The 18,566-nt window shown below is 54.6% G+C and carries 20 protein-coding genes; 6 read left to right on the forward strand and 14 right to left on the reverse strand.

All coding sequences use genetic code 11. The features are described 5' to 3' along the window. The coding region (locus ACI9KD_RS09130) for a pyrroloquinoline quinone-dependent dehydrogenase (protein ID WP_414980858.1) at positions 1 to 1,683 on the forward strand (1,683 nt) is incomplete at its 5' end. Here ACI9KD_RS09130 and ACI9KD_RS09135 read toward each other — a convergent pair. The 8 genes from ACI9KD_RS09135 to ACI9KD_RS09170 form a co-directional block, all read right to left on the reverse strand. Further along, positions 1,680 to 2,117: a nuclear transport factor 2 family protein gene (locus ACI9KD_RS09135; protein WP_414980859.1), complete on the reverse strand. Its 438-nt coding sequence runs from the start codon at positions 2,115 to 2,117 to the stop codon at positions 1,680 to 1,682. The genes ACI9KD_RS09130 and ACI9KD_RS09135 overlap by 4 nt on opposite strands. A 32-nt stretch (positions 2,118 to 2,149) precedes the next feature. Beyond that, a complete protein-coding gene (locus ACI9KD_RS09140) occupies positions 2,150 to 2,986 on the reverse strand; it encodes a glucose 1-dehydrogenase (protein WP_414980860.1) in 837 nt (278 codons plus the stop codon). Between the two features lie 56 nt (positions 2,987 to 3,042). Then, on the reverse strand, positions 3,043 to 3,615 hold the full coding sequence (locus tag ACI9KD_RS09145) for a nuclear transport factor 2 family protein (protein WP_414980861.1): 573 nt from the start codon (positions 3,613 to 3,615) through the stop codon (positions 3,043 to 3,045). 5 nt (positions 3,616 to 3,620) lie between these two features. Next, entirely contained in the window at positions 3,621 to 5,873 is a 2,253-nt protein-coding gene (locus ACI9KD_RS09150; protein ID WP_414980862.1) for a TonB-dependent receptor, read from the reverse strand. A 105-nt stretch (positions 5,874 to 5,978) separates the two neighbouring features. Beyond that, positions 5,979 to 6,455, reverse strand: coding sequence for a nuclear transport factor 2 family protein (locus ACI9KD_RS09155; protein WP_414980863.1), 477 nt, complete (start codon positions 6,453 to 6,455; stop codon positions 5,979 to 5,981). 362 nt (positions 6,456 to 6,817) lie between these two features. Continuing rightward, complete coding sequence (locus ACI9KD_RS09160; protein ID WP_414980864.1) at positions 6,818 to 7,582, reverse strand: SDR family NAD(P)-dependent oxidoreductase; 765 nt, start codon at positions 7,580 to 7,582, stop codon at positions 6,818 to 6,820. Positions 7,583 to 7,692: 110 nt separating this feature from the next. Beyond that, positions 7,693 to 7,902 carry a hypothetical protein gene (locus tag ACI9KD_RS09165; RefSeq protein ID WP_414980865.1) on the reverse strand — a complete coding sequence of 70 codons (210 nt, stop codon included), beginning with the start codon at positions 7,900 to 7,902 and terminating at the stop codon, positions 7,693 to 7,695. Between the two features lie 95 nt (positions 7,903 to 7,997). After that, entirely contained in the window at positions 7,998 to 8,117 is a 120-nt protein-coding gene (locus ACI9KD_RS09170) for a hypothetical protein (protein ID WP_414980866.1), read from the reverse strand. 272 nt (positions 8,118 to 8,389) lie between these two features. Between ACI9KD_RS09170 and ACI9KD_RS09175 the strand changes: the two genes are divergently transcribed. Next, complete coding sequence (locus ACI9KD_RS09175; protein ID WP_414980867.1) at positions 8,390 to 9,025, forward strand: hypothetical protein; 636 nt, start codon at positions 8,390 to 8,392, stop codon at positions 9,023 to 9,025. On the opposite strand, the gene ACI9KD_RS09180 is transcribed toward ACI9KD_RS09175, so the two are convergent. Further along, the gene (locus tag ACI9KD_RS09180) at positions 9,022 to 9,612 is read right to left on the reverse strand and encodes a carboxymuconolactone decarboxylase family protein (RefSeq protein WP_414980868.1); all 591 of its coding nucleotides are present in this window, start codon (positions 9,610 to 9,612) and stop codon (positions 9,022 to 9,024) included. The two genes, ACI9KD_RS09175 and ACI9KD_RS09180, sit on opposite strands and share 4 nt — an antisense overlap. Positions 9,613 to 9,801: 189 nt before the next feature. On the opposite strand from ACI9KD_RS09180, the gene ACI9KD_RS09185 reads away from it, so the two are divergent. Further along, on the forward strand, positions 9,802 to 11,718 hold the full coding sequence (locus ACI9KD_RS09185; RefSeq protein ID WP_414980869.1) for a PQQ-binding-like beta-propeller repeat protein: 1,917 nt from the start codon (positions 9,802 to 9,804) through the stop codon (positions 11,716 to 11,718). 286 nt (positions 11,719 to 12,004) lie between these two features. Then, positions 12,005 to 12,238: an Rrf2 family transcriptional regulator gene (locus ACI9KD_RS09190; protein ID WP_414980870.1), complete on the forward strand. Its 234-nt coding sequence runs from the start codon at positions 12,005 to 12,007 to the stop codon at positions 12,236 to 12,238. 127 nt (positions 12,239 to 12,365) lie between these two features. Here the strand turns inward: ACI9KD_RS09190 and ACI9KD_RS09195 are convergent, their stop codons facing one another. Beyond that, positions 12,366 to 13,259: a MipA/OmpV family protein gene (locus tag ACI9KD_RS09195; RefSeq protein WP_414980871.1), complete on the reverse strand. Its 894-nt coding sequence runs from the start codon at positions 13,257 to 13,259 to the stop codon at positions 12,366 to 12,368. A 122-nt stretch (positions 13,260 to 13,381) separates the two neighbouring features. Here ACI9KD_RS09195 and ACI9KD_RS09200 point away from each other — a divergent pair, with 122 nt between their 5' ends. Continuing rightward, positions 13,382 to 13,534, forward strand: a complete 153-nt coding sequence (locus ACI9KD_RS09200) for a hypothetical protein (protein WP_414980872.1) — start codon at positions 13,382 to 13,384, stop codon at positions 13,532 to 13,534. A 9-nt stretch (positions 13,535 to 13,543) separates the two neighbouring features. Here ACI9KD_RS09200 and ACI9KD_RS09205 read toward each other — a convergent pair whose 3' ends face one another. Beyond that, positions 13,544 to 13,666, reverse strand: a complete 123-nt coding sequence (locus ACI9KD_RS09205; RefSeq protein WP_414980873.1) for a hypothetical protein — start codon at positions 13,664 to 13,666, stop codon at positions 13,544 to 13,546. Between the two features lie 173 nt (positions 13,667 to 13,839). Here ACI9KD_RS09205 and ACI9KD_RS09210 point away from each other — a divergent pair, with 173 nt between their 5' ends. Beyond that, the gene (locus ACI9KD_RS09210) at positions 13,840 to 14,730 is read left to right on the forward strand and encodes a hypothetical protein (RefSeq protein WP_414980874.1); all 891 of its coding nucleotides are present in this window, start codon (positions 13,840 to 13,842) and stop codon (positions 14,728 to 14,730) included. 193 nt (positions 14,731 to 14,923) lie between these two features. Here the strand turns inward: ACI9KD_RS09210 and ACI9KD_RS09215 are convergent, their stop codons facing one another. The 3 genes from ACI9KD_RS09215 to ACI9KD_RS09225 all read right to left on the reverse strand — a co-directional run bounded on the left by ACI9KD_RS09215 (position 14,924) and on the right by ACI9KD_RS09225 (position 18,534). Continuing rightward, positions 14,924 to 16,330, reverse strand: coding sequence for a cytochrome P450 (locus ACI9KD_RS09215; protein ID WP_414980875.1), 1,407 nt, complete (start codon positions 16,328 to 16,330; stop codon positions 14,924 to 14,926). A 592-nt stretch (positions 16,331 to 16,922) separates the two neighbouring features. Next, positions 16,923 to 17,705 carry an SDR family NAD(P)-dependent oxidoreductase gene (locus ACI9KD_RS09220; RefSeq protein ID WP_414980876.1) on the reverse strand — a complete coding sequence of 261 codons (783 nt, stop codon included), beginning with the start codon at positions 17,703 to 17,705 and terminating at the stop codon, positions 16,923 to 16,925. Between the two features lie 274 nt (positions 17,706 to 17,979). Beyond that, on the reverse strand, positions 17,980 to 18,534 hold the full coding sequence (locus ACI9KD_RS09225) for a hypothetical protein (RefSeq protein ID WP_414980877.1): 555 nt from the start codon (positions 18,532 to 18,534) through the stop codon (positions 17,980 to 17,982). Between the last annotated feature and the right edge of the window lie 32 nt (positions 18,535 to 18,566).

Genomic DNA, 18,566 nt, shown 5'->3' on the forward strand with positions numbered 1-18,566 from the left:
TCAGCCGGTAACTTCACGAATCAGACGCTGCAAGACTACCAAGCTGTTAGCAGCAAAATGCTGGCCACTCCGCCTAAAGGAGACTGGCTCAGCTGGCGTCGCACTTTAGATGGCCATGCGCACAGCCCGCTCAAGCAGATCAATCGCAGCAACGTCGGTGGCCTGCAACTCCGCTGGTCCCTGAGCATGAGCGACGGCAGCAATCAAATCACACCGCTTGTGCACGACGGCGTGATGTTTTTGACTCATCCGGGCAATCGAATTCAAGCGCTGGATGCGGCAACGGGCACTCTGATGTGGGATTATCAATACGATTATCCGCCCGGATCGAAGATGCTTGGCGGGCCGACACGAAACATCGCCATCTACGAAGACAAGCTGTTTATGGCTACTTACGATGCAGCGCTTGTCGCAATTGACGCGCGTACGGGCCGGCAAGTGTGGAAAAGCATCAAAGCAGATTACCACCAGGCCTACACGCATTCAGCAGGACCAATAATCGCTGACGGAGTGGTGGTCAGCGGTATCAATGGCTGTGAGCTTTTTACCGAGGACGGCTGTTTCATTACCGGACATGACCCGGACAGCGGAGAAGAGCTGTGGCGTACTTCGACCCTTGCGCTGCCGGGCACTGATGAATATGCAAGCTGGGGCGACATAGAACCCGATCGCCGCGGAGGCGGAGACAGCTGGATTGCCGGCTCCTACGATCCAGAGCTAGAGCTTTTCTTCCTGGGCACATCGCAGGCAAAGCCGTGGGTCGCGGCAAGTCGTGGCATGAGCGTGGAGGACGATGCGCTCTACACCAATTCAACGCTTGCACTTAATCCACACACCGGCGAGATAGTTTGGTACTTCCAGCATATTCCCGGCGAGACGATCGATATGGAAGTCGGCTTTGAGCGTATTCTCGCTACCATCGACGGGCAAAAAGTCCTACTCACGATCGGCAAGGATGGCATTCTCTGGAAGCTCGACAGAAAGAGCGGCGAGTTCCGCGCGCTCTTGGACACGCTTGATCAGACTATTTTCGAATCCGTAGACAAAAGCACCGGCGCCCTGCGCTACCGCAAAGATATACGCGAGGCAAAGATCGGCGACAGCTTTACCGCCTGTCCGGGCATCTACGGCGGTCATAACTGGCAGGCCTCCGCCTACGACGCGAGCAAAAACCGTCTTTTCATACCGCTTCATCAACTCTGTTCAACGATGACACCGAGAGAAGTCGATCTCGGTCCCGGAGGTGGGGGCTATGGCGCGGATTCAGTGACCTACCCGATGCCCGGTAAAGAAAATGCAACAGGGAAACTTCTGGCCGTCGATGCCAAAACCATGCAACCCCTTTGGGCACATGAGCAACCGGTGATCTACCTGTCCGGCGCGCTGTCCACGGCGGGTAACCTGGTCTTTATCGGCGACGTGGATCGTTACTTCAAGGCCTACGACGCAGACAGCGGTGAAGTCTTGTGGTCGACTCGCTTGGGTGCCGCGGCACACGGCTACCCGATCAGCTACGCCGTTGGCGATCGGCAGTTCATCGCGGTGCCGGCAGGAATCGGGGTATTTCGCGCTTTAACCGCGCTGCTTTACCCAAACATCTATCAGCCGACGGGTGGCCAGTCGATCTATGTCTTTGAGTTACCGCAAAGCCACGGATCGGTCATCTCGAAGCAATTCGACTAGGCCATATCGCTGCGGTGGAAGGAGAGGTCCCCGACCAGATCGGGGACAATTTTTCGTTCAAGGAAAACCCAACCGTTCTCGTCTTTTTGGAAGCGATCGTAGTAGCTACCAATAAATATCGGCTGTAGCTGAAAATGGCCTGGAACACCCTGCATTACGGTAATGCAGCTAGTGGACGAGGCCGACAAGCCATCGACCTTAATTTGTACATTACTGATCAAGTGCCGCGTGCAGGGCTTGCCCTCGTAAAGCGTGACATTATCGAGCACCGCCTTCACCGCTGCACTGCCGTGAGCCAGATCGCCCTCAATGCCCCAGGCGCCAGCGGCAAAGAGTCCCGCACAGCCGGTAAGATCACCGCGGTCAATACTGTTGCAGTATTCAACCATTAAGGCCGTGATAGCGTCTCGATCTGTCTCGGTGAAACCATTCATACGTCGCCCCTGCGGTGTTCCGCTCGTTCTTTTTAGAGTCCTGCGTTACCAGCCTCACGCATTATTGGCTTGTATTCAGAGAACCGTGGTGCCCCCGCTACGGAACCGGTGGTAATACCCGCATCAACAGTTAGCGTCATACCGCTTGTATAACCGGATTCATCGCTGGCCAGCCATAGCGCCGCATTAGCGACATCGTCGGCGGTGCCCGCACGACCGGTCAACGGTGACTCATCGGCCAACATCTTGATGGTCTGCTCAATATCCGTGTGATCTCCAAGGTACGCATCAGCGACCATGGGCGTGGCGACACTATAGGGCGCAATACAGTTGGCGCGAACACCGTAGGGGCCTATCTCGGCAGCCAGATTACGGGTGAGTCCAACGATCGCGTGTTTGGCTGCGCAGTAAGCATGCGGCCCCAGGCCGCCAGTCACACCCGCAACGCTGGACATGCTAATAATAGAGCCGCTCTTCTGCTGCTTCATGTGCTTCGCAGCGTGCTTCATACCGTAGAACACACCGTTGAGTAGAATATCCAGAGTAAACTTCCACTCGTCGGCGGGCGTTGTATCGATCGGACCGATCGCACCAACAATCCCGGCGTTGTTAAACATCACATCAATCCGCCCGAATTCTTCTACCGCTGCATTAACCAGAGCCTCAACATCTTCTTCCTTGGTTACGTTGCAATGTCGAAAGCGTGCATTAGGCCCAAGCTTCTCGGCGAATGCCTGCCCCATGTCATCCTGAATATCCCCAAGAACGACCTTAGCGCCCTGGGCGATAAACTTTTCCGCGGCCGCGGCCCCGATTCCACTGGCGCCACCCGTGATTACTGCGACCTTGTCTGCCAAGCGGTCATCCATGTACATATCTCCAGCGTGTTATCTGTATTAAAATTAGGGGTTTGATTTGCTTTCGGTCAGACCGCAGCCATTTTGTACAGTCGGTCGTCCGGCCAACGCTTGCTGATCGTGTCCTGATCGATACCGGCGGTACCGCCAGAACTCGGCGCCTCGATCCGCATCCAGTCCGTCATGCCGATGCGCTCGACGATCTTCCACTCTCCGTCACGGAGCGCGAAATTATCCAGGTAGCGTCCACCAACAAAAAAATCCATCTCGGTTTCGAATGCGCCATCTCCAGCTAAAGGATCTCCCAGCGCCCGCATGCGATGGTACGCGGTGAAGTAGCACTCTGACCGGGCCTCGGTATCTGACTCCAACTCTACATAGTGATTACCGAGCTGATGGTGCGTATGGGTATGAGCAGAAAGCACCTGAAATGCAAATCTCACAAAATCGCCGGGATCCTCATCCGCCGACGACCTGTCTGGATCCGACGATGGGCCCTGGTAAAAGTGATTGTGCGTCGACCCCGGATGAAAGACGCTGCGAAGCAGCGCCTCATCCATTCGGTCGATGGCTCGCGCATAGATCGTCGTAACTTCGATGATCTGCTGCTTTACGGCCAGCGAGGCCAATTCATCAGCCATACCGCTTACCCCCCGAAGTTGTAGGACAGCTCGACACCCCAGGTGCGGGGCGCTTTGGGAATAGCATAAGACCAAAGACCCGCAACGTTCAGGCCGTGTGCGTAGGCATCTTCCTCGAGAAGGTTGCGACCGAAGAGACCAAAGGTCACGTCATTAACTTTGTAGTTCACAGACAGGTTGAGCATGTGCTGGACATCATTCGCCAACTCCGCGCGGTTAGTCTGCTCGGTAAAGAGCTCGTCGATAATCTGGTAAGAACCTCTTACCCAGGCCTCCCCGCCGCCAACCTGCCATTCGTAGGTTGCATCTACAGTACCCGAAAACTCAGGCGCTCTCCGGAAATCAAACCCGCTGTTGTCGACAAGCCCAAAACCGGAGTCAAACACAAACTCATCGTACTCGGAATCGAGATAGCCGACGTTAGCGCGCACGGTAAGACCTTCGGTAACTAGCGCCTGAACTTCCAGCTCCAGGCCCTGCATGGTTGCTGTGGCAGCGTTGAAGACCGAGATTCTCTGGCCCGTGCCACCATCAGAGCGCAAACCAATCTCCTCCTGCTTGTCCTGATAATCCATGTAGAACAAGGCGCCGTTGAGCCGCAGTCGGCCGCCGGACCACTCGCTCTTGAAACCCAGCTCATAGTTGTCGACGAACTCCGGGTCATAAGGGATTCGCGCGGAATCCTGACTATCAACCCGCCCGTTGAAGCCACCACTTCGATAGCCCTTTGAATAGGTGCCATAGAGCATCGCATCGTCATTGACCTGGTAACGTAATCCGACCTTTGGCGTAAACTCACTCCAATCCTCACTGGGATCATCCGGCCCGGTTGACAGGTTGCCTCTTTGCTCCGACAACTTCTCATCCTTGGTGTAGCGACCACCCAAGGTTAAAGTCCAAGCATCGTTGAACGCATAGTCCGCTTCGAAAAACGCGGCCCGAGATTCCGTTTCCTGGTGCGTGTTCTGTGGGATATCCAGTACAACACCCGGCACGGCAAAGGTGATCCAGCTGCGCAGACGGATATCGTATTCTGAGTACCAGTCGTAGACGCCGGCCACCAGCTTAAACGGGCCACCATCGTCATAGGTAAAGCGAAGTTCATGGCTCACCTGCTCGTACTCAGCAGGACGATCCGTACCGAACAACATCGGCGCTTCGGCCGTGAAGTTGGTGACAACGGTCTCTTCGGTTTCAAAGGTGCCGTAGATGTAGTTCATACGCAGGCTATCAGTAATGTCCCAGCGCGCCTCAAAGATGTGAGTCTCGGCGTCAAAGGTGGCTAGGTCATTGTTCGCAATCAAATCCGCCGTGGGCGACACGACGGTCTGTAGCGGCGCGGGATTTAATGAGGCGGTGGTAGGCTCAAAGTTTAAGGTCGATGTCTTGTAGCGATCACCTGTGGTCGGAAGACTGACCGACTGTCCGCACAGACCAAAGGAAGCACAAAAGAGCTGATCAGGCTGCCCCACGTTTAACAGTGGAGGCGTATCCTGCTCTGTCTCTTCATTTGTGTAGGTATATTCCAGCTCGAGGGTGTCAGTCGCGTTCCACAGCACATTGAGCCCGTAGGACTCATAGTCGACCATTCCGTCATCTTCCTGAGTACTGACATTATAGAAGTACCCCTGCTGCTGATTGTTTCTTGCCGCGCTCAATTTAACGGCAACATCATCGGTGATACCGAAGTTAAGAATACCGTCGTACCAATAGTTCTCATAAGCGCCATAACCCGCGCGAAGCTTGCCACCGAGCTCCCCCGTGGGCCGGCTTCTTTCGACTCTGATCGTACCACCGACAGTGTTTCGCCCGAATAGTGTGCCCTGGGGCCCACGAAGAACTTCGACCGACGCTAGGTCAATACTGCGCAAAATCGCTCCGCTATTGGCTCCGATGAAGAGACCGTCAACCTCGACCCCTACCGCTGGTTCAAAGTTTTTCTCCACATCGGCCACACCAACACCGCGAATATAAATAGCTGCATTGCCTCCGGGGCCCTGCGACGTATCGTCGATAATGAGGTTGGGCGATATATAAGCTAGATCTTTGATATCTCTGGCGAAGGTGCGTTCGATTTCTGTTCCCGTCATGGCACTGACTGAGAGCCCCACATCCTGTAGGTCTTCAGCCATTTTACGAGCGCTCACCACAACCTCTTCGAGCACCAAGTTGCCACCCTGTGCGAGGGCAGTGGTACTGAGCTGAGGAGTGGCGCAGATAGCTGCTGCGGTCGCGATGGCAAGAGTGCTTTTTTTCATTATATTGTTCCTTCGGTGAGACTCTGAGTTTCCCTGTTTCCCTGTTTCCCTGTGTGGCCAGACTGCGATTACGGCCACCACGGTGCCTTTTTTAACTCTCGATTGTCATTGGGTCGCGGGCTTGGAAAGCTCGGTCCCAGAAAACGTATTGAAATAGTGAATTTCGACGTCCCGAACAGCGATGCGCCATTGGCCGTTTCTGCGCTCCAGGCGATCTCGATAGCTGGCACCCACGAAGGTAGCCTCCGGACTCCCGGCAAGGAGGCCCGTGCAGTCGACGTCGCAGATGGATTGCGCGTGATCAGCATCACTGAAGGTGATCACATTGTTGGAAGTCACGTGCTGAGTCTGATTCCAGGCGGGCCACAAGACTTCATGAAGTGCTTGCGTTACCCCAGCGTGGCCGTTGAACGTCCCGAAAGGAGGGCCGATTTTCCAGACACAGTCTTCCCACCAAATCGCAAGAAAGCGCTCGAAGTCTCGCTTATCGAAGCCATGGCAATAGTCGGAGGCAAGATCGCGTATTGCGACACGGCTCTCCAGTTCGTCCAGACGGCGGACAATATCCTGTAAATCGTTCATTGATCACCATTAATTATGAGTATTTGAATCGGTGGTCAGATACAACAAGCAAAAGCTTGTTTGTGTTAAGCAAGCTAAAAGAAAGCCCGCTGAGAGTCAATACTGTTGGGAATATTATTGTGAGTTCAGTGCCCTCAGGATCCGCCAAGGCTGGACTGGGGACTGGAGACTGGAGACTGGAGAATGGGGACTGAGCCGGGGCCGGGCCGGGACGGCCAGCATGCCTCGACCTCAGGCCCTCAGTAGCGGGCAGCGCCGAGCACCGCGCGGAAAGGGCCCGCCCAAAGCATTCGCTGCTTTACTTGAGGCGGGGCGTGGCGCGGATTGTGGATCCCGCCGTCGCGGCAGGGCTGGCCCTGGGCTTAGGCGGAGTAACCGCCATCCACCGGCAGGGACTGGCCGCTGATATAGCCAGCGTTTTCGGAAGCGAGAAAGACCACCGTGTCGAAAAGTTCCTCGGGGGCACCCGGACGCGCCAGCGGCACTTGCTGCATCCACTGGTCGAGGATCCCGCCCGGCGGTGATTCGATCTCCTGCGACAGGCCGACGGCAATGAGACCGACGGCAACGCAATTGGCACGAATCCCGTGCTGGCCCTCCTCCCGGGCGATGGCGGTGCACAAGTGCTGGACCCCGGCCTTCGGTACGGACGACAGTCCGTCCGTAGCGATGTACTTGTGGATTGCAGCCGTGGTGAGGGCTGTGATGGAACCGCCGCCGCCATCCCTGAGGTGAGGTACGACGGCGCGCAGCACGTGATAGAAACCTTTCACATCGGCGTCAAGCGTGTCGTAGACCACCTGCGGTTCGGCGTCCATCAGCGGCATTATGTGCAGGAACGGTCCGGTGGCGAAAACCACTGAATGGATGCGGCCAAAGACCTCCCTCACCTCTCGAGCGAAAGCCTCGACCATAGGCAGGTCGAGCAAATCGACGCTGCCGATGAGCCCCTTGCTACCGGTCGCCTCGACAGCATCAAGATTCGCCTGCGCTGCCTCTCGGTTCTTGTGATAGGTGAACGCAACATTGACGCCGCTCTCGGCGAGTAGTTTTACGACACCACTGCCAAGGCCACCAGAGCCTCCAAAAACCAACGCCGCGCCTTCAGGAAAACGATACACACTCATTATTATCTCCTCTGTCTACAGGTTAACAACCACCGGACGCTGCCGGAGTCTGCCGGAGTATATACCGGCAATTTGTTGAGGGCAGCGCCAATCTGGTGACTAAGGCGGCCTCAGCGAGATACACGGCGCTTAACACCGTCATCAGCAATGGTGGCGGCGTTATCTATTATGATTTCAGATCCATTCATCAGCGCGGACTCATCTAAGGCCAGATAAATCACCCTATAAGCAATATCATCGGGGTGTCCCGCAGGGCTCCCCTCTTCTACCGTATCGCCACCTGCCAGCGCCTCTCGCTCCTCTCGGCACCCCCGCACCATAGCGGTTTCGATCCGCCCCGGGTGAATCGAATTACCAGGAATTGGCTCAAAGTACCCTCGCTATGCACCTGCTGACCCTTCCGAAAGTCCTCTAACTAGGTTTCTTCAACAGATCCGGCAATCACGATACCTGCGTTGTTGACCAACACACCCAATCCGCCAAACGTCGTCACAGCTCCTTGAATAACCTCAAGCCAGGACGCCTCCTTGGTCACATCATTAAAAATCTTTAGACGGTCGGTCCCCTTGTTTGGTTCTCGACGAGCTCGGCTGCCTGCACATCAGCCAGGCCGACGCTGCGTTTTTCCACTTCATCAGTAAGCTCTCGGAACGGACCCGGATGGTTATCCTGACCACTGAGGATCGAGCAGCGCAGCGCAAGAAACCGAAATCTACGCCATAATCGGACGATCAGGGCGGGCCAATAGTCGGCGCAGGCCCTGCGTCAGTGCTACATGCAAATCGACAGCGAAGGAGAGTGCAAAGCATGGCAATAACGGAAGCAGAAGCGTTTCTGGAATGTCGCTGCGGCGCCTGTCGCATCATTCTATGCGATCCCACCGTGCGCGCCCGCACCGAATGTCTGTGCCGTGACTGCCGCAAGCGGAGTGTGAATTTTGCGATGCGGCGGGCCGACAACGCGCTAGCCGCGGCCATTCTCAACTACGAGCGCGGTGTTGATCTGCTGTATTTCGCCAATGCCCTCGTGGTCGATCAGGCGTCACGAGACAGACTCGAATTCTCCAAACTGGCATCCAACGCGGCCAACATCACGGCCATGTCGACCTGTTGCGGGACACTTATGTGCGGCATTCACCCGATGTTTGAAGGCAACACTATTTCGGTGAACGCCGATAGCTGTTGCGTAACAACAGCAGCGCGTATCGACACACAAATCGTGGTGTTCACCTGCGATGCCCCCGAAGCCGCCGCAAAAGCGATAGAAGCAGAACGGGCCGCACCCGTGATCTCTAATGTGTTCGAAGCACTCGAGCACCCGGCAATCATGGCGTTCGTGGACGCAATCAGGGCACCGATTCGCGACGCTGTTCGCTCTCCCGGCGCAACGAGTTTCGAGGAACTCTGCGCGGGCAGGACGATCAGAGTTGACTCCCGGAATTAACGTACCTCTACCGCGGCATTACCCCAGGGTGTCGCAGGAGCGCTGAGGTCCCTGAAGCTTTCCGGTAGTTCCTCGGTCATCGCGAAGCTTGCCGCCAGGCGTCCGAAGCCCACGAACAAGGCCACGGTCATTCCCAGTTCAACGATCTCTGCTTCCGAGAAATACTGTCGAAGCTTGTCGTAAACAGCGTCGTCGATGGACAAGTGATTGGTAGCCAGGCGTTCGCCATAGTCAATAGCTGCCTTCTCTGCGTCGCTCAGGTCGTCCGCTGCCGGCGGATTATCCAGCGAACACACCAGGTCCTCGGTCACTCCATCCGCCCGGCCATCGGCGTAGCGAATTGCCATGCAGCTCCGGCACTGATTGTGGAAGGCGACGCGCAGGCGAACGAGCTCGATGAGACGATCCGGAAGATTCCGGTTCATGCGCAAAGAGCCCGCAAAGGCGACAAATCCTTTCGCCTGTTCGGGGCAGTGGGCGAGCATTCGCATCAGGCCCTGTTCCAAGGGCGTGCAATCATCTGCCTGCGTCATCGTGCGCAGTTCAGGGTCCCACGCGTCCAGCGCTAACTTTTCAATCCTGGCCATGGTTGTACTCTCTATGAAGTGGGCGGACATTTGCACACTAACTCAGGGATCATCGAAATTTCAACGCAATGCGCATCCGATGCCGCCAGCGTGTAGGCTGGTTAGTCCTGCTGCTGTAACGCCGGGTGAAGAAACTCTTAGGAGATATCAGACACCAGGCAAGGCCCTGATAACAAGGGAGATAATAATATGACGTTCAAGAACAGTGCTTTAAATCAGACCACTGGCTGGTGCCTGGGCCTCCTAATGGTGCTTGCCACTCATGCACAAGCACCTCGCGCGCAGCAAAGTGACCCGGCTATGTCAGACGGCGCTTCCGAGCAATCGCACCCTGGCGAGGCCCCGTACAGGGAACACTGTGCGAGTTGCCACGAGGGCGGTGTCTACAAGGCGCCTCACCGCATGTTTGTTTCCATGATGGCTCCGGACGCCATCTTGTCCTCTATGGCCGGGATCATGGCCGCGCAGTCCGAGGCACTCTCAGGTCAGGAACAAATCCATGTGGCGGAATACCTTGCCGGGCGTTCACTGGCATCGACGCAGGTAGAGTTTTCACCGCCTGGCTGTGAATCAAGCGAGCTGGACCTTGCCAGACCACCGGCACAGACCGGCTGGGGTACCGACCTGCGCAATTCGCGCTTTCAGTCAGCCGCCACCGGGGGGCTCAGCGCAGACAACGTGGGTTCGTTGGAACTCAAATGGGCGTTTGCATTTCCCAATGCGATTCAGGCCCGATCCCAGCCTGCCGTAGCTGGCGGCACGGTATTTGTCGGGAGTCAGAGCGGCCGGGTCTATGCGCTGGATGCCACAACCGGTTGCGTCCGCTGGACGTTTCGAGCCAGCGCCGAGGTGCGAACGGCGATCATTGTCTCGCCTTGGCAAGCGGGCGAACGAAATCCCAGACCAACCCTCTATTTCGGGGACATACTGGCTCGCGCCTATAGCGTCGACGCAACTTCGGGTGAGCTGAACTGGAGCACCCGTGTCGATGACCACCCGAACGCCACGATCACGGGCACGCCCACCCTGGTCGGTGAGCAATTGTTCGTGCCTGTTTCATCGCTGGAGGTGGTCTCTGCCGCCAATCCCGATTATGCCTGCTGCACGTTTCGCGGCTCCATGGTCGCGCTGAGTACCGGCGACGGCGAAATTCAGTGGAAGACGTATACGGTTGACGAGAAACCGAAGCCCGCCGGAAAAACCAGTGTCGGCACGGCAATACTCGCGCCCTCGGGAGCGCCGATCTGGAACAGCCCTGCCGTGGATCTTGAGCGCGGTCAGATTTATGCGGGGACAGGAGAGAATTACTCCACGCCCGCTGATGGAAGCAGTGACGCCATCATCGCTTTCGATATGGCGACGGGCAAAAAGAAATGGGTCACGCAGACGACCAGCGGCGACTCTTGGAATGCGGGCTGCCTGATCTACTTCACTAAAGACGCCTCCAATTGCCCCGAAGAAAATGGCCCTGATTTTGACTATTCCGCTTCGCCCATATTGCTGAGCTTGAGCAAGGACGCCGACATTCTGGTGGTCGGACAGAAATCCGGCACGGTCTACGGTCTCGATCCTGACACCGGTCGTGTGATCTGGCAGACCCCTGTCGGTCGCGGCGGCGTCCAGGGCGGCGTGCATTTCGGCATGGCCGCGGGGGACGGGCTGGTTTATGTACCCATTAACGATATGTTCTATCCCGAAGACCTCACGCGCTACGACTTCAAGAAAGATCCGCGCCCCGGTATCTACGCGCTGGATCCCGCAACCGGCAAAGAGCTCTGGGCAAATCCGGCGGAAGACGTCTGTCCCGAAGACAGAAAAGAGTGGTGCGATGCGGGAATTTCAGCCGCCGCGACCGCTATCCCCGGTGCCGTGATAGCCGGGCACATGGATGGACACATACGCATATATTCCGCCGCGACGGGTAAGGTGCTGTGGGATTACACGACGCTGCGTGAGTTCGATACAGTCTCCGGCGAAGTAGCACAGGGCGGATCCATGAGCGGCAGCGGTGCGACCGTCACAAACGGCATGCTCTACATGAACTCGGGTTATGGGATTTACGAACATATGCCCGGCAATGTGCTGCTTGCCTTCGGTTTGAAGTAGAGCCTGACCTGCCCGTCTCTAACGTATCGCGAAAAAGCCTTCGGAGCGGAGCAGGCTCTTGCCCCGCCATTCGCGGGGAGTGAATCCACAAACCGAGATCACTAAGGACGCTAGAAAACCTCATGGCACGGACGGTTGCGGGTGCTCGTTCAGGAAGGTGCAAATATGAATTGTATGATCACCGCCGCGAGCGAAATTTCTGGTCAATAGGCGGGAATTTCTCAAGTTCAGTTAACAGAATCAGTGAGGAAATCTACTCACAACAGGCTATTTATATGTCCTGTACTTGGCCCATTTGCTCGAATTCGCGCGACACCTGGGCCAACTCGGTTACTTCTCGACAGCGCGGGGTAACAACGGCGGGATACAGCTCGGCATGGCGCCGGAACGCATTGTCGTTGGTGCAGTGGTACGTGAGCTGGAAGACAGCGACGATTTTGTAGAGTGCTTTAATACCGCAACAAACACCTGTCCGATTGCGGGGCCCTGTCAGCTCACCCATATTTTCGCAGGGGCGTAGAGGCGTTTTACAGCGAGCTGGACCAGGTGACACTTGCGGATATTGTCGGTGACGGCAAAAGCCTGCGCGAGAAGCTGCCGCTACTCACACTAGCGTGATGTGTCCGAGCCGGCCCCGATCAGGCGCTTTAAAATGCTCGTGTAAATGACATGAGAAAGAACAGCTGCGTTTCCTCTGTAACGATCGGGCTGTCTGCCGCATCGCCAATGAGTTGGCTCGCCCGGAGTATGCCCGTCCAACGCCACTTGGATGCGCCCACCGGGAGACTCATCAAGCCCTGTAGGCCCACGCGCTCAACGCCACCGTCCGCCGAATACTCAGCGGAAACCGGGATCGGCGGCTCCTGCAGGCCAACGTCAAAAAATGACGATTTGTAGGTGTCATCGCCAATTCGCAACACCGGGCCCACCGCGTAGAAGCCGCCGGGTCTGCCAATGCTGCCGCGTCGTGACAGACTTAAATCGAGATAGGCGCCCTCGTGGCCCGAGCCGACGTCCTGGGCAAGCGTGGCCCCCGCAGACCACTTTTTTGCACCCGCCTCGAGGTAGACGCGTGCCTCTACCGAGATTCCAATTTCCTCAATGCCCGGGATCGAACCGTCGCGCACGTTGAATCCCGGGGCGATACCCGCGCCCAGATTGAGAAACCCTCCATCCTGGTTACGTTTTCTGTAGAAGTAGCCTCCAATACCCTGGGGAACATTGGCAAAGTACTTGGTTCCGCGCTCGTCAAAAAACCGAAAATCGAAGTAGGGGATTGGGGTAACGTTATAGTCGTCACCACCCACGTTTTCGGGGTTGACGATCAAGCCGATGCCAAGTTCCGTGCGCCATCCGTCCGGCAGACCGCGAGCGGCCATAACAGGGGCTGACGCCGCCTGTGCCTGAGCTGCCTGAACGGCCGCCTCAGTCGCGGTTTGGGCGGTTGCAGCCGTTGAAAAGCCGAGTGTTGCAGCGGTACAGGAAACAGCCAATACCGAGCTAACGGTAGACCATAGGCGCTTTTTTACGTGATGCAGCATAGGAATGTTCTCGTGGATATATTGTTATCAAACACTGATACGCAGCAATCGCTTACTGGGTTCAGGCATCAGTGCTACCGAGGTAAGCTACTCCGCCGGTTATGACGGCCACTTGCTCGGCTATGCAGTCTTCGCCCGTCAAGCAAGGTAAAGGCGTCAAACCTATTTCCAATGTGCAGGCTCGCTCCACAGTGGAGCAACATGCGGCAATGACCTGGGCTCAGCGACTCAAGCGAGTATTCAATATAGACATGCCCCAGGGCACCTTCTCTTGATGCTGCGCATCAATTCGCCTTGTCGAAGTCTGCAGCCGCTGCTGTGGATCTGTCAGAGTCATCGCGTGCATCGAGGGCCAGGGCATTATTGACAGAATCCTCGCTCATCTGAGCAATAAGGATCAGGGACATACCTTCTTTTTCCAGCAGTGGTTTGAATCCCCTATCGTCGGCGCGACCGCTGTGGTGACGTTGAGGCTTTGAGACAACGCTTTGGATGAGCCCTAAAGCTCAATACACATGTTTACATTCTCTTGTGCGTTTTCCTCGGTTGCCCATAGCAATCTCGCCGAGTAAGTTTCAAAATGCCGATTATGGACCTAACTAACCTCACGATAGCAATTCTCTACAGCGAAACCGGACGGCCCTCACACGGTGGTAGACTTATTAATCTGCTTAAGCCGTACTGGGACGGGTGGGGGGCAAAAATTGTCGAGTTGCAAGGAACTCAAAATTACGTCCCGGCAGATATTATTATCGTACACGTGGATTTGTCTGTCGTACCTATCGATTATCAGCGATTCGCTCAACAATATCCCCGCCAGATAAATGCCGATGTTCTCGATATAAGAAAGTCGTCTGTTTGCGATCATTTGCTCAGCGCTAACGATCCGTACAGCGGACGGGTGTTGGCAAAAACAGACCTCAATTACGCGGGTCTACCCGAGGCTGTTGAAGCACACCTGAGTCAAAGAAAACCGAACAGAACGAATATTCTTCGATACCTCGCACGCAAGGCTAACTCGGCAAGAATGAAGCTCGTCAATCGATCATCACCGATAAAAACAAAACGAGACTACAGGGTTTTTCAAAACCTTGGATGTGTGCCGAACAACTATCGTCGGGAAGATATTGTTTTGCAGAAATTTATGCCCGAATTCCTTGGCGAAAAGTATGTACTTCGGGAGTACTACTTTCTTGGAAATATAGGGTATATCAACGTAGAAGTTAGCGACGACCCAATATTTACAACGGGGGAACAAATCGAGACATTTATAGGAGCGCCGCCTGCCGCAGTGACTGCTTTGTGTGAAAAATTGAACCTTGGCTATGGAAAAATTGACTACGCTATACATAATAACGAGGCAGTCGTATTTGATGTCAATAAAACAGTCGGAACCGTTGGAGACCACTCGGTTGGCGCAGGCAAAATCGCCCAGGCACTCGCGGCCGGTATTTTTTTCTATCTGAAGTAACATGCATCTCTAGTTGACCGTCGAACAGTTCCTGCACCGGGATATTGCTACATGCGAGCTATAGATATACGCCGTTCCCGCCGCGCGGATATGCGCCGGTGCGAGGCGCAGCGACTGACGCTGCTTAGGTGAGCGTGTGGTTACAAAGAGAGGTTGCCTTGCGCAATATGCTGCCCGAAATCTGCATAAGAAATCAAAGGCTCCTAGGGGAAATCGGCTTAAGCGAGATGGAAAAATTTGCCGCCGGCCGCCATTGGTTAAGCTCACGAGCAGGCGGTCCGTCAGCCACTTTTACAACTTCATAGTGGTCGGCTAATGTTTTGACCAGCAACATACCCATGTGAATGGCGACTCTACCCAATGGGCATTGATGGTGGTCGATTCCAAAAGGAGCAAATTGCTTCACTGAGTAACTGGCTTGAAAAAATCTCGTGGCGTGAAACTCAAAAGGATCAGAAAAATTGGTGCTATCTTTATGGGATTCCCAGAGACATAACCTAACGTATGAGTCTTTTGGTATTGTGAATCCTTGGAACACCAAGTCGACATCTGCAATGCGTATTAACCGTTCGATCTGGTCCATACGCAAAGTTTCTAAAACGAAAGCGCGTGTATGTGTCATTTTTTCGGGCGGAAAATTCGAAGGTTCCTGGCGGATACCTGCTAGTTTTTTAGGATTCTCGCTGACATACTTAGAGAGCCATCTAAACAGACCACGCATGTCATGCCTACCCATTTCCACCATGTAAATTAGATTGCCTAAACTAGTTTCGTCAATGCTACTCAGCGTTGCCATGCGACCAAGAATACTTTGGGGCGCGATTTTCGATGGAGTCTCTAGCTTGTGCATCAGGTGGTCTCTGATTTCCACAAAGTTGTTCTTTTGATTTTCGCCAATATTCCAATGATAGTTGTCTTTTCCGAGCCCCTGATAACGCTGGAGAAGCCATGTGTAGTCTTCTGAACCGGGCGCGTAGCCGAAGAATGTTTGAATGAGAAGTCCTGATGCGATTTCGAGCAATGCCTCTGAATAGCTCGTTGCAGCGTCTGGCGCACTCTCGCTACCCAGTCGGAACTTTTCCAGTGCGTTTTCAATGATCGATAGGTGTACGTCCTTGTTTCGATCTATTTGATCGGAAGCCAGGCCTCTAACTAAAATGCTGCGGTAACGCTTGTGGGTTGTACCCTCCATTTGCCGCAGGAACCCATGAGGGAAAAGGCTCTTCAGATCCACCGTCGCCATATGGGATTTGCTTGAATTCTCTTGGGCAAACTGGTGACAGTGTGGCAATCCAACAATGCAGATCATTAATTGCTTCTCATGCCGCGCTTTAAAAATCGGCCCTTTTTTCTCCATAATTTCAAGTAAAAGGCGTCGGTTCTTTTGCTCACGCTCATAGAGGGGAAGAAGCTTCCCTGGGGGCAGTCGGTTTGCGCCAAACAGAAGTCGCCTGTGTTTTAGAAGGATCAGAAATACGACTCTGAGGCCTGAGAACTGAGACCTTAGGAACTCAATCATCTGAAGTAACACTCGAAAAAGACGTTGCTCAATTTTAGCCGCGCTCGATCTTGCGTGCCAGAACATAGGAAGGCGACTCACGTCTATTACTCCTGGGAAGCGCTCAAAGGATGCTGACAAGTTAACTTAAAATCATGGGCTGACTCCACACAAACAGGGTTCAGATAACCAGAAATGCGTCCTCAGCTCCCACTTTTTGCTCAAATTCACTAAATATTTCGCGCTGTCTCCCTACTTTTCGAGTAAAAATAGATTAACTTGTCAGCACCCTTTAGAGACATCCTGAATAGGGCATGTTCCGAATTGCTCGACCCAGAACGCTAGACGGCTCAGTTCTCCGTTATGCAGATCAAACGAAACCACCCAGGCAGCGGCAACGTCTTGGAAGGTAGTCATAGTGACCTCCGTTAATCGCTAGTAGACCATTGCCCTTTTCAAGGCGTTTTGTGTCCACCGTGGCCAGTGCGATTGCTTGGAAAATCATGTGCTTAGATACCCTTTGGCAGGACCAGGCGGATTGACCACAACAGGCTCGGGGCTGTTGTACCCCTTCGGGGCGGCGTCGCTTTGCTCCGCCGTCCAAATCGCGCCTGTCGTCGCGATTTGTAGAACAGCTGCTCTCATCAAAAGCTGAACCCGCCAGATACACGGTGAACCCGGGCACCCGCACCAGTTACATAAACGCCAAAAAGTTTGGCTGGCCATTGGAGGCGCTCACCCCGCCATCAACGGGCAGGTTTACCCCGGTAATGAAGCTTGCATCCTCACTCGCCAGAAATGCCGCTGCGGCGGCAATGTCTTCAGGCTCCCCAATACGCCCCAATGCTACGCGCTGCATAAAAGCCTGCATCAAGGCATCGTTGCTGGTTATGCCCTCGACCATATCGGATCTGGTGATTGAGGGGTTGATCGCGTTGACACGGATTCCCATGCCACCGACCTGAAGTGCTAGCCCTCGCGTGAGGTTAGTCACGGCACCCTTCGACGCATTGTAAACCGGCATCATCGAATCCCCACCAATGCCCGACACGCTTGAAACATTGATTATCGACCCGCCGCTCTCGCGCAGATGTGGTATTGCAGCTCGGCACAAATACATCACGCCTTTAACATTAATGTCGATGATACGATCGATTTCGTCATCGTCTGTTTTGTGCAACATCGAAGCACCGCCAACACCCGCGTTGTTCACGAGGGTATTGAGCCCACCAAACCGTTCGACAGCCGCGCGGATAATCTCGTTCGCGAAAGCACTCTTACTGACGTCTCCGGGGACCACGAGTGTGCGCGCCGCATCAAGGGTCGCGGCAACTGCTTCGCATTTCTCAGCGTTGCGCGCGTTGATGATGACGTTGGCCCCCTCTGCATGGAAGCGCCGCACGATACCTTCACCAATCCCTCCTGAGGAACCCGTAACGATAATTGTTTTGCCTGCAAAACGCTCTGATTGGGTCATGTCGTGTTTCTCCATTTAACTAGATTTTATTTGCACTTCGGATTGTGCCTTAAAGTCGAGCGCATAAACCAAAAGGAAAACTTTGCCGCGAAAGAAAAGTTACATGCCTCAATAAGTGAGCCGGACGAGGCATGTGCGAGCAGAGATTCCATGCCTTTGAAACAGGCTTACGTCATCCTCAAGCTCTGACCCTGAGGCACTAGTAGTCGTGAAGCACTCTTCAGTCGTGAGGCGGGTAAGGCCGTCAGTGCTTCCGTGGAAGCACTTGGTTGGTTCACGCAGTCAAAAATAAAATGGACAGCGAATAGAGTCCAATGAATACCGTTAAAACTTTGAACCATGCCGGTTTGATAACGATGCCCATAGCCAACAATGCGCCGAGACTCGCGAGTACGATCGACGGCAAGGGAGGGTTATCTAGCAATCTGATATTGAAGTAAGGGCCTACAGCAAAGTAACCCACCATAAAGGCCGCCGATACCCGACCCAGGGATTGGCTGTGATCCAGAAAGTTTAGCTCCAGATTGTTTGCCAAGTCATAGTCCTCCACTGGAAGGGCAAGCTCCGCGGCGCCGTAGATAAATATGGTGCCCGCAACAAGGAAGAGAAAATCAATGATGGTCCACTCCGCCAAGTCCCGAAGCGCCCATCCAACCCACCACATTTGAAGCGTCAATAACATGATGGACATAGCCCACAAAGCGGTAGCCCAGTGGAATTTTATGCGTTTGTGGGCGCGAATGAGCCCGCCCATGTGTCCCAGTAAGCGAGTGAGCGCTAGCCCCAATATGATTGAGATGGCGACAAATACGTATTCATGCTGAGTCAAAATCAAACATCCTTTGGGCTTCTCTGGTTAGA

The organism is Congregibacter sp., assembly GCF_047617445.1.
Classification (GTDB): domain Bacteria; phylum Pseudomonadota; class Gammaproteobacteria; order Pseudomonadales; family Halieaceae; genus Congregibacter.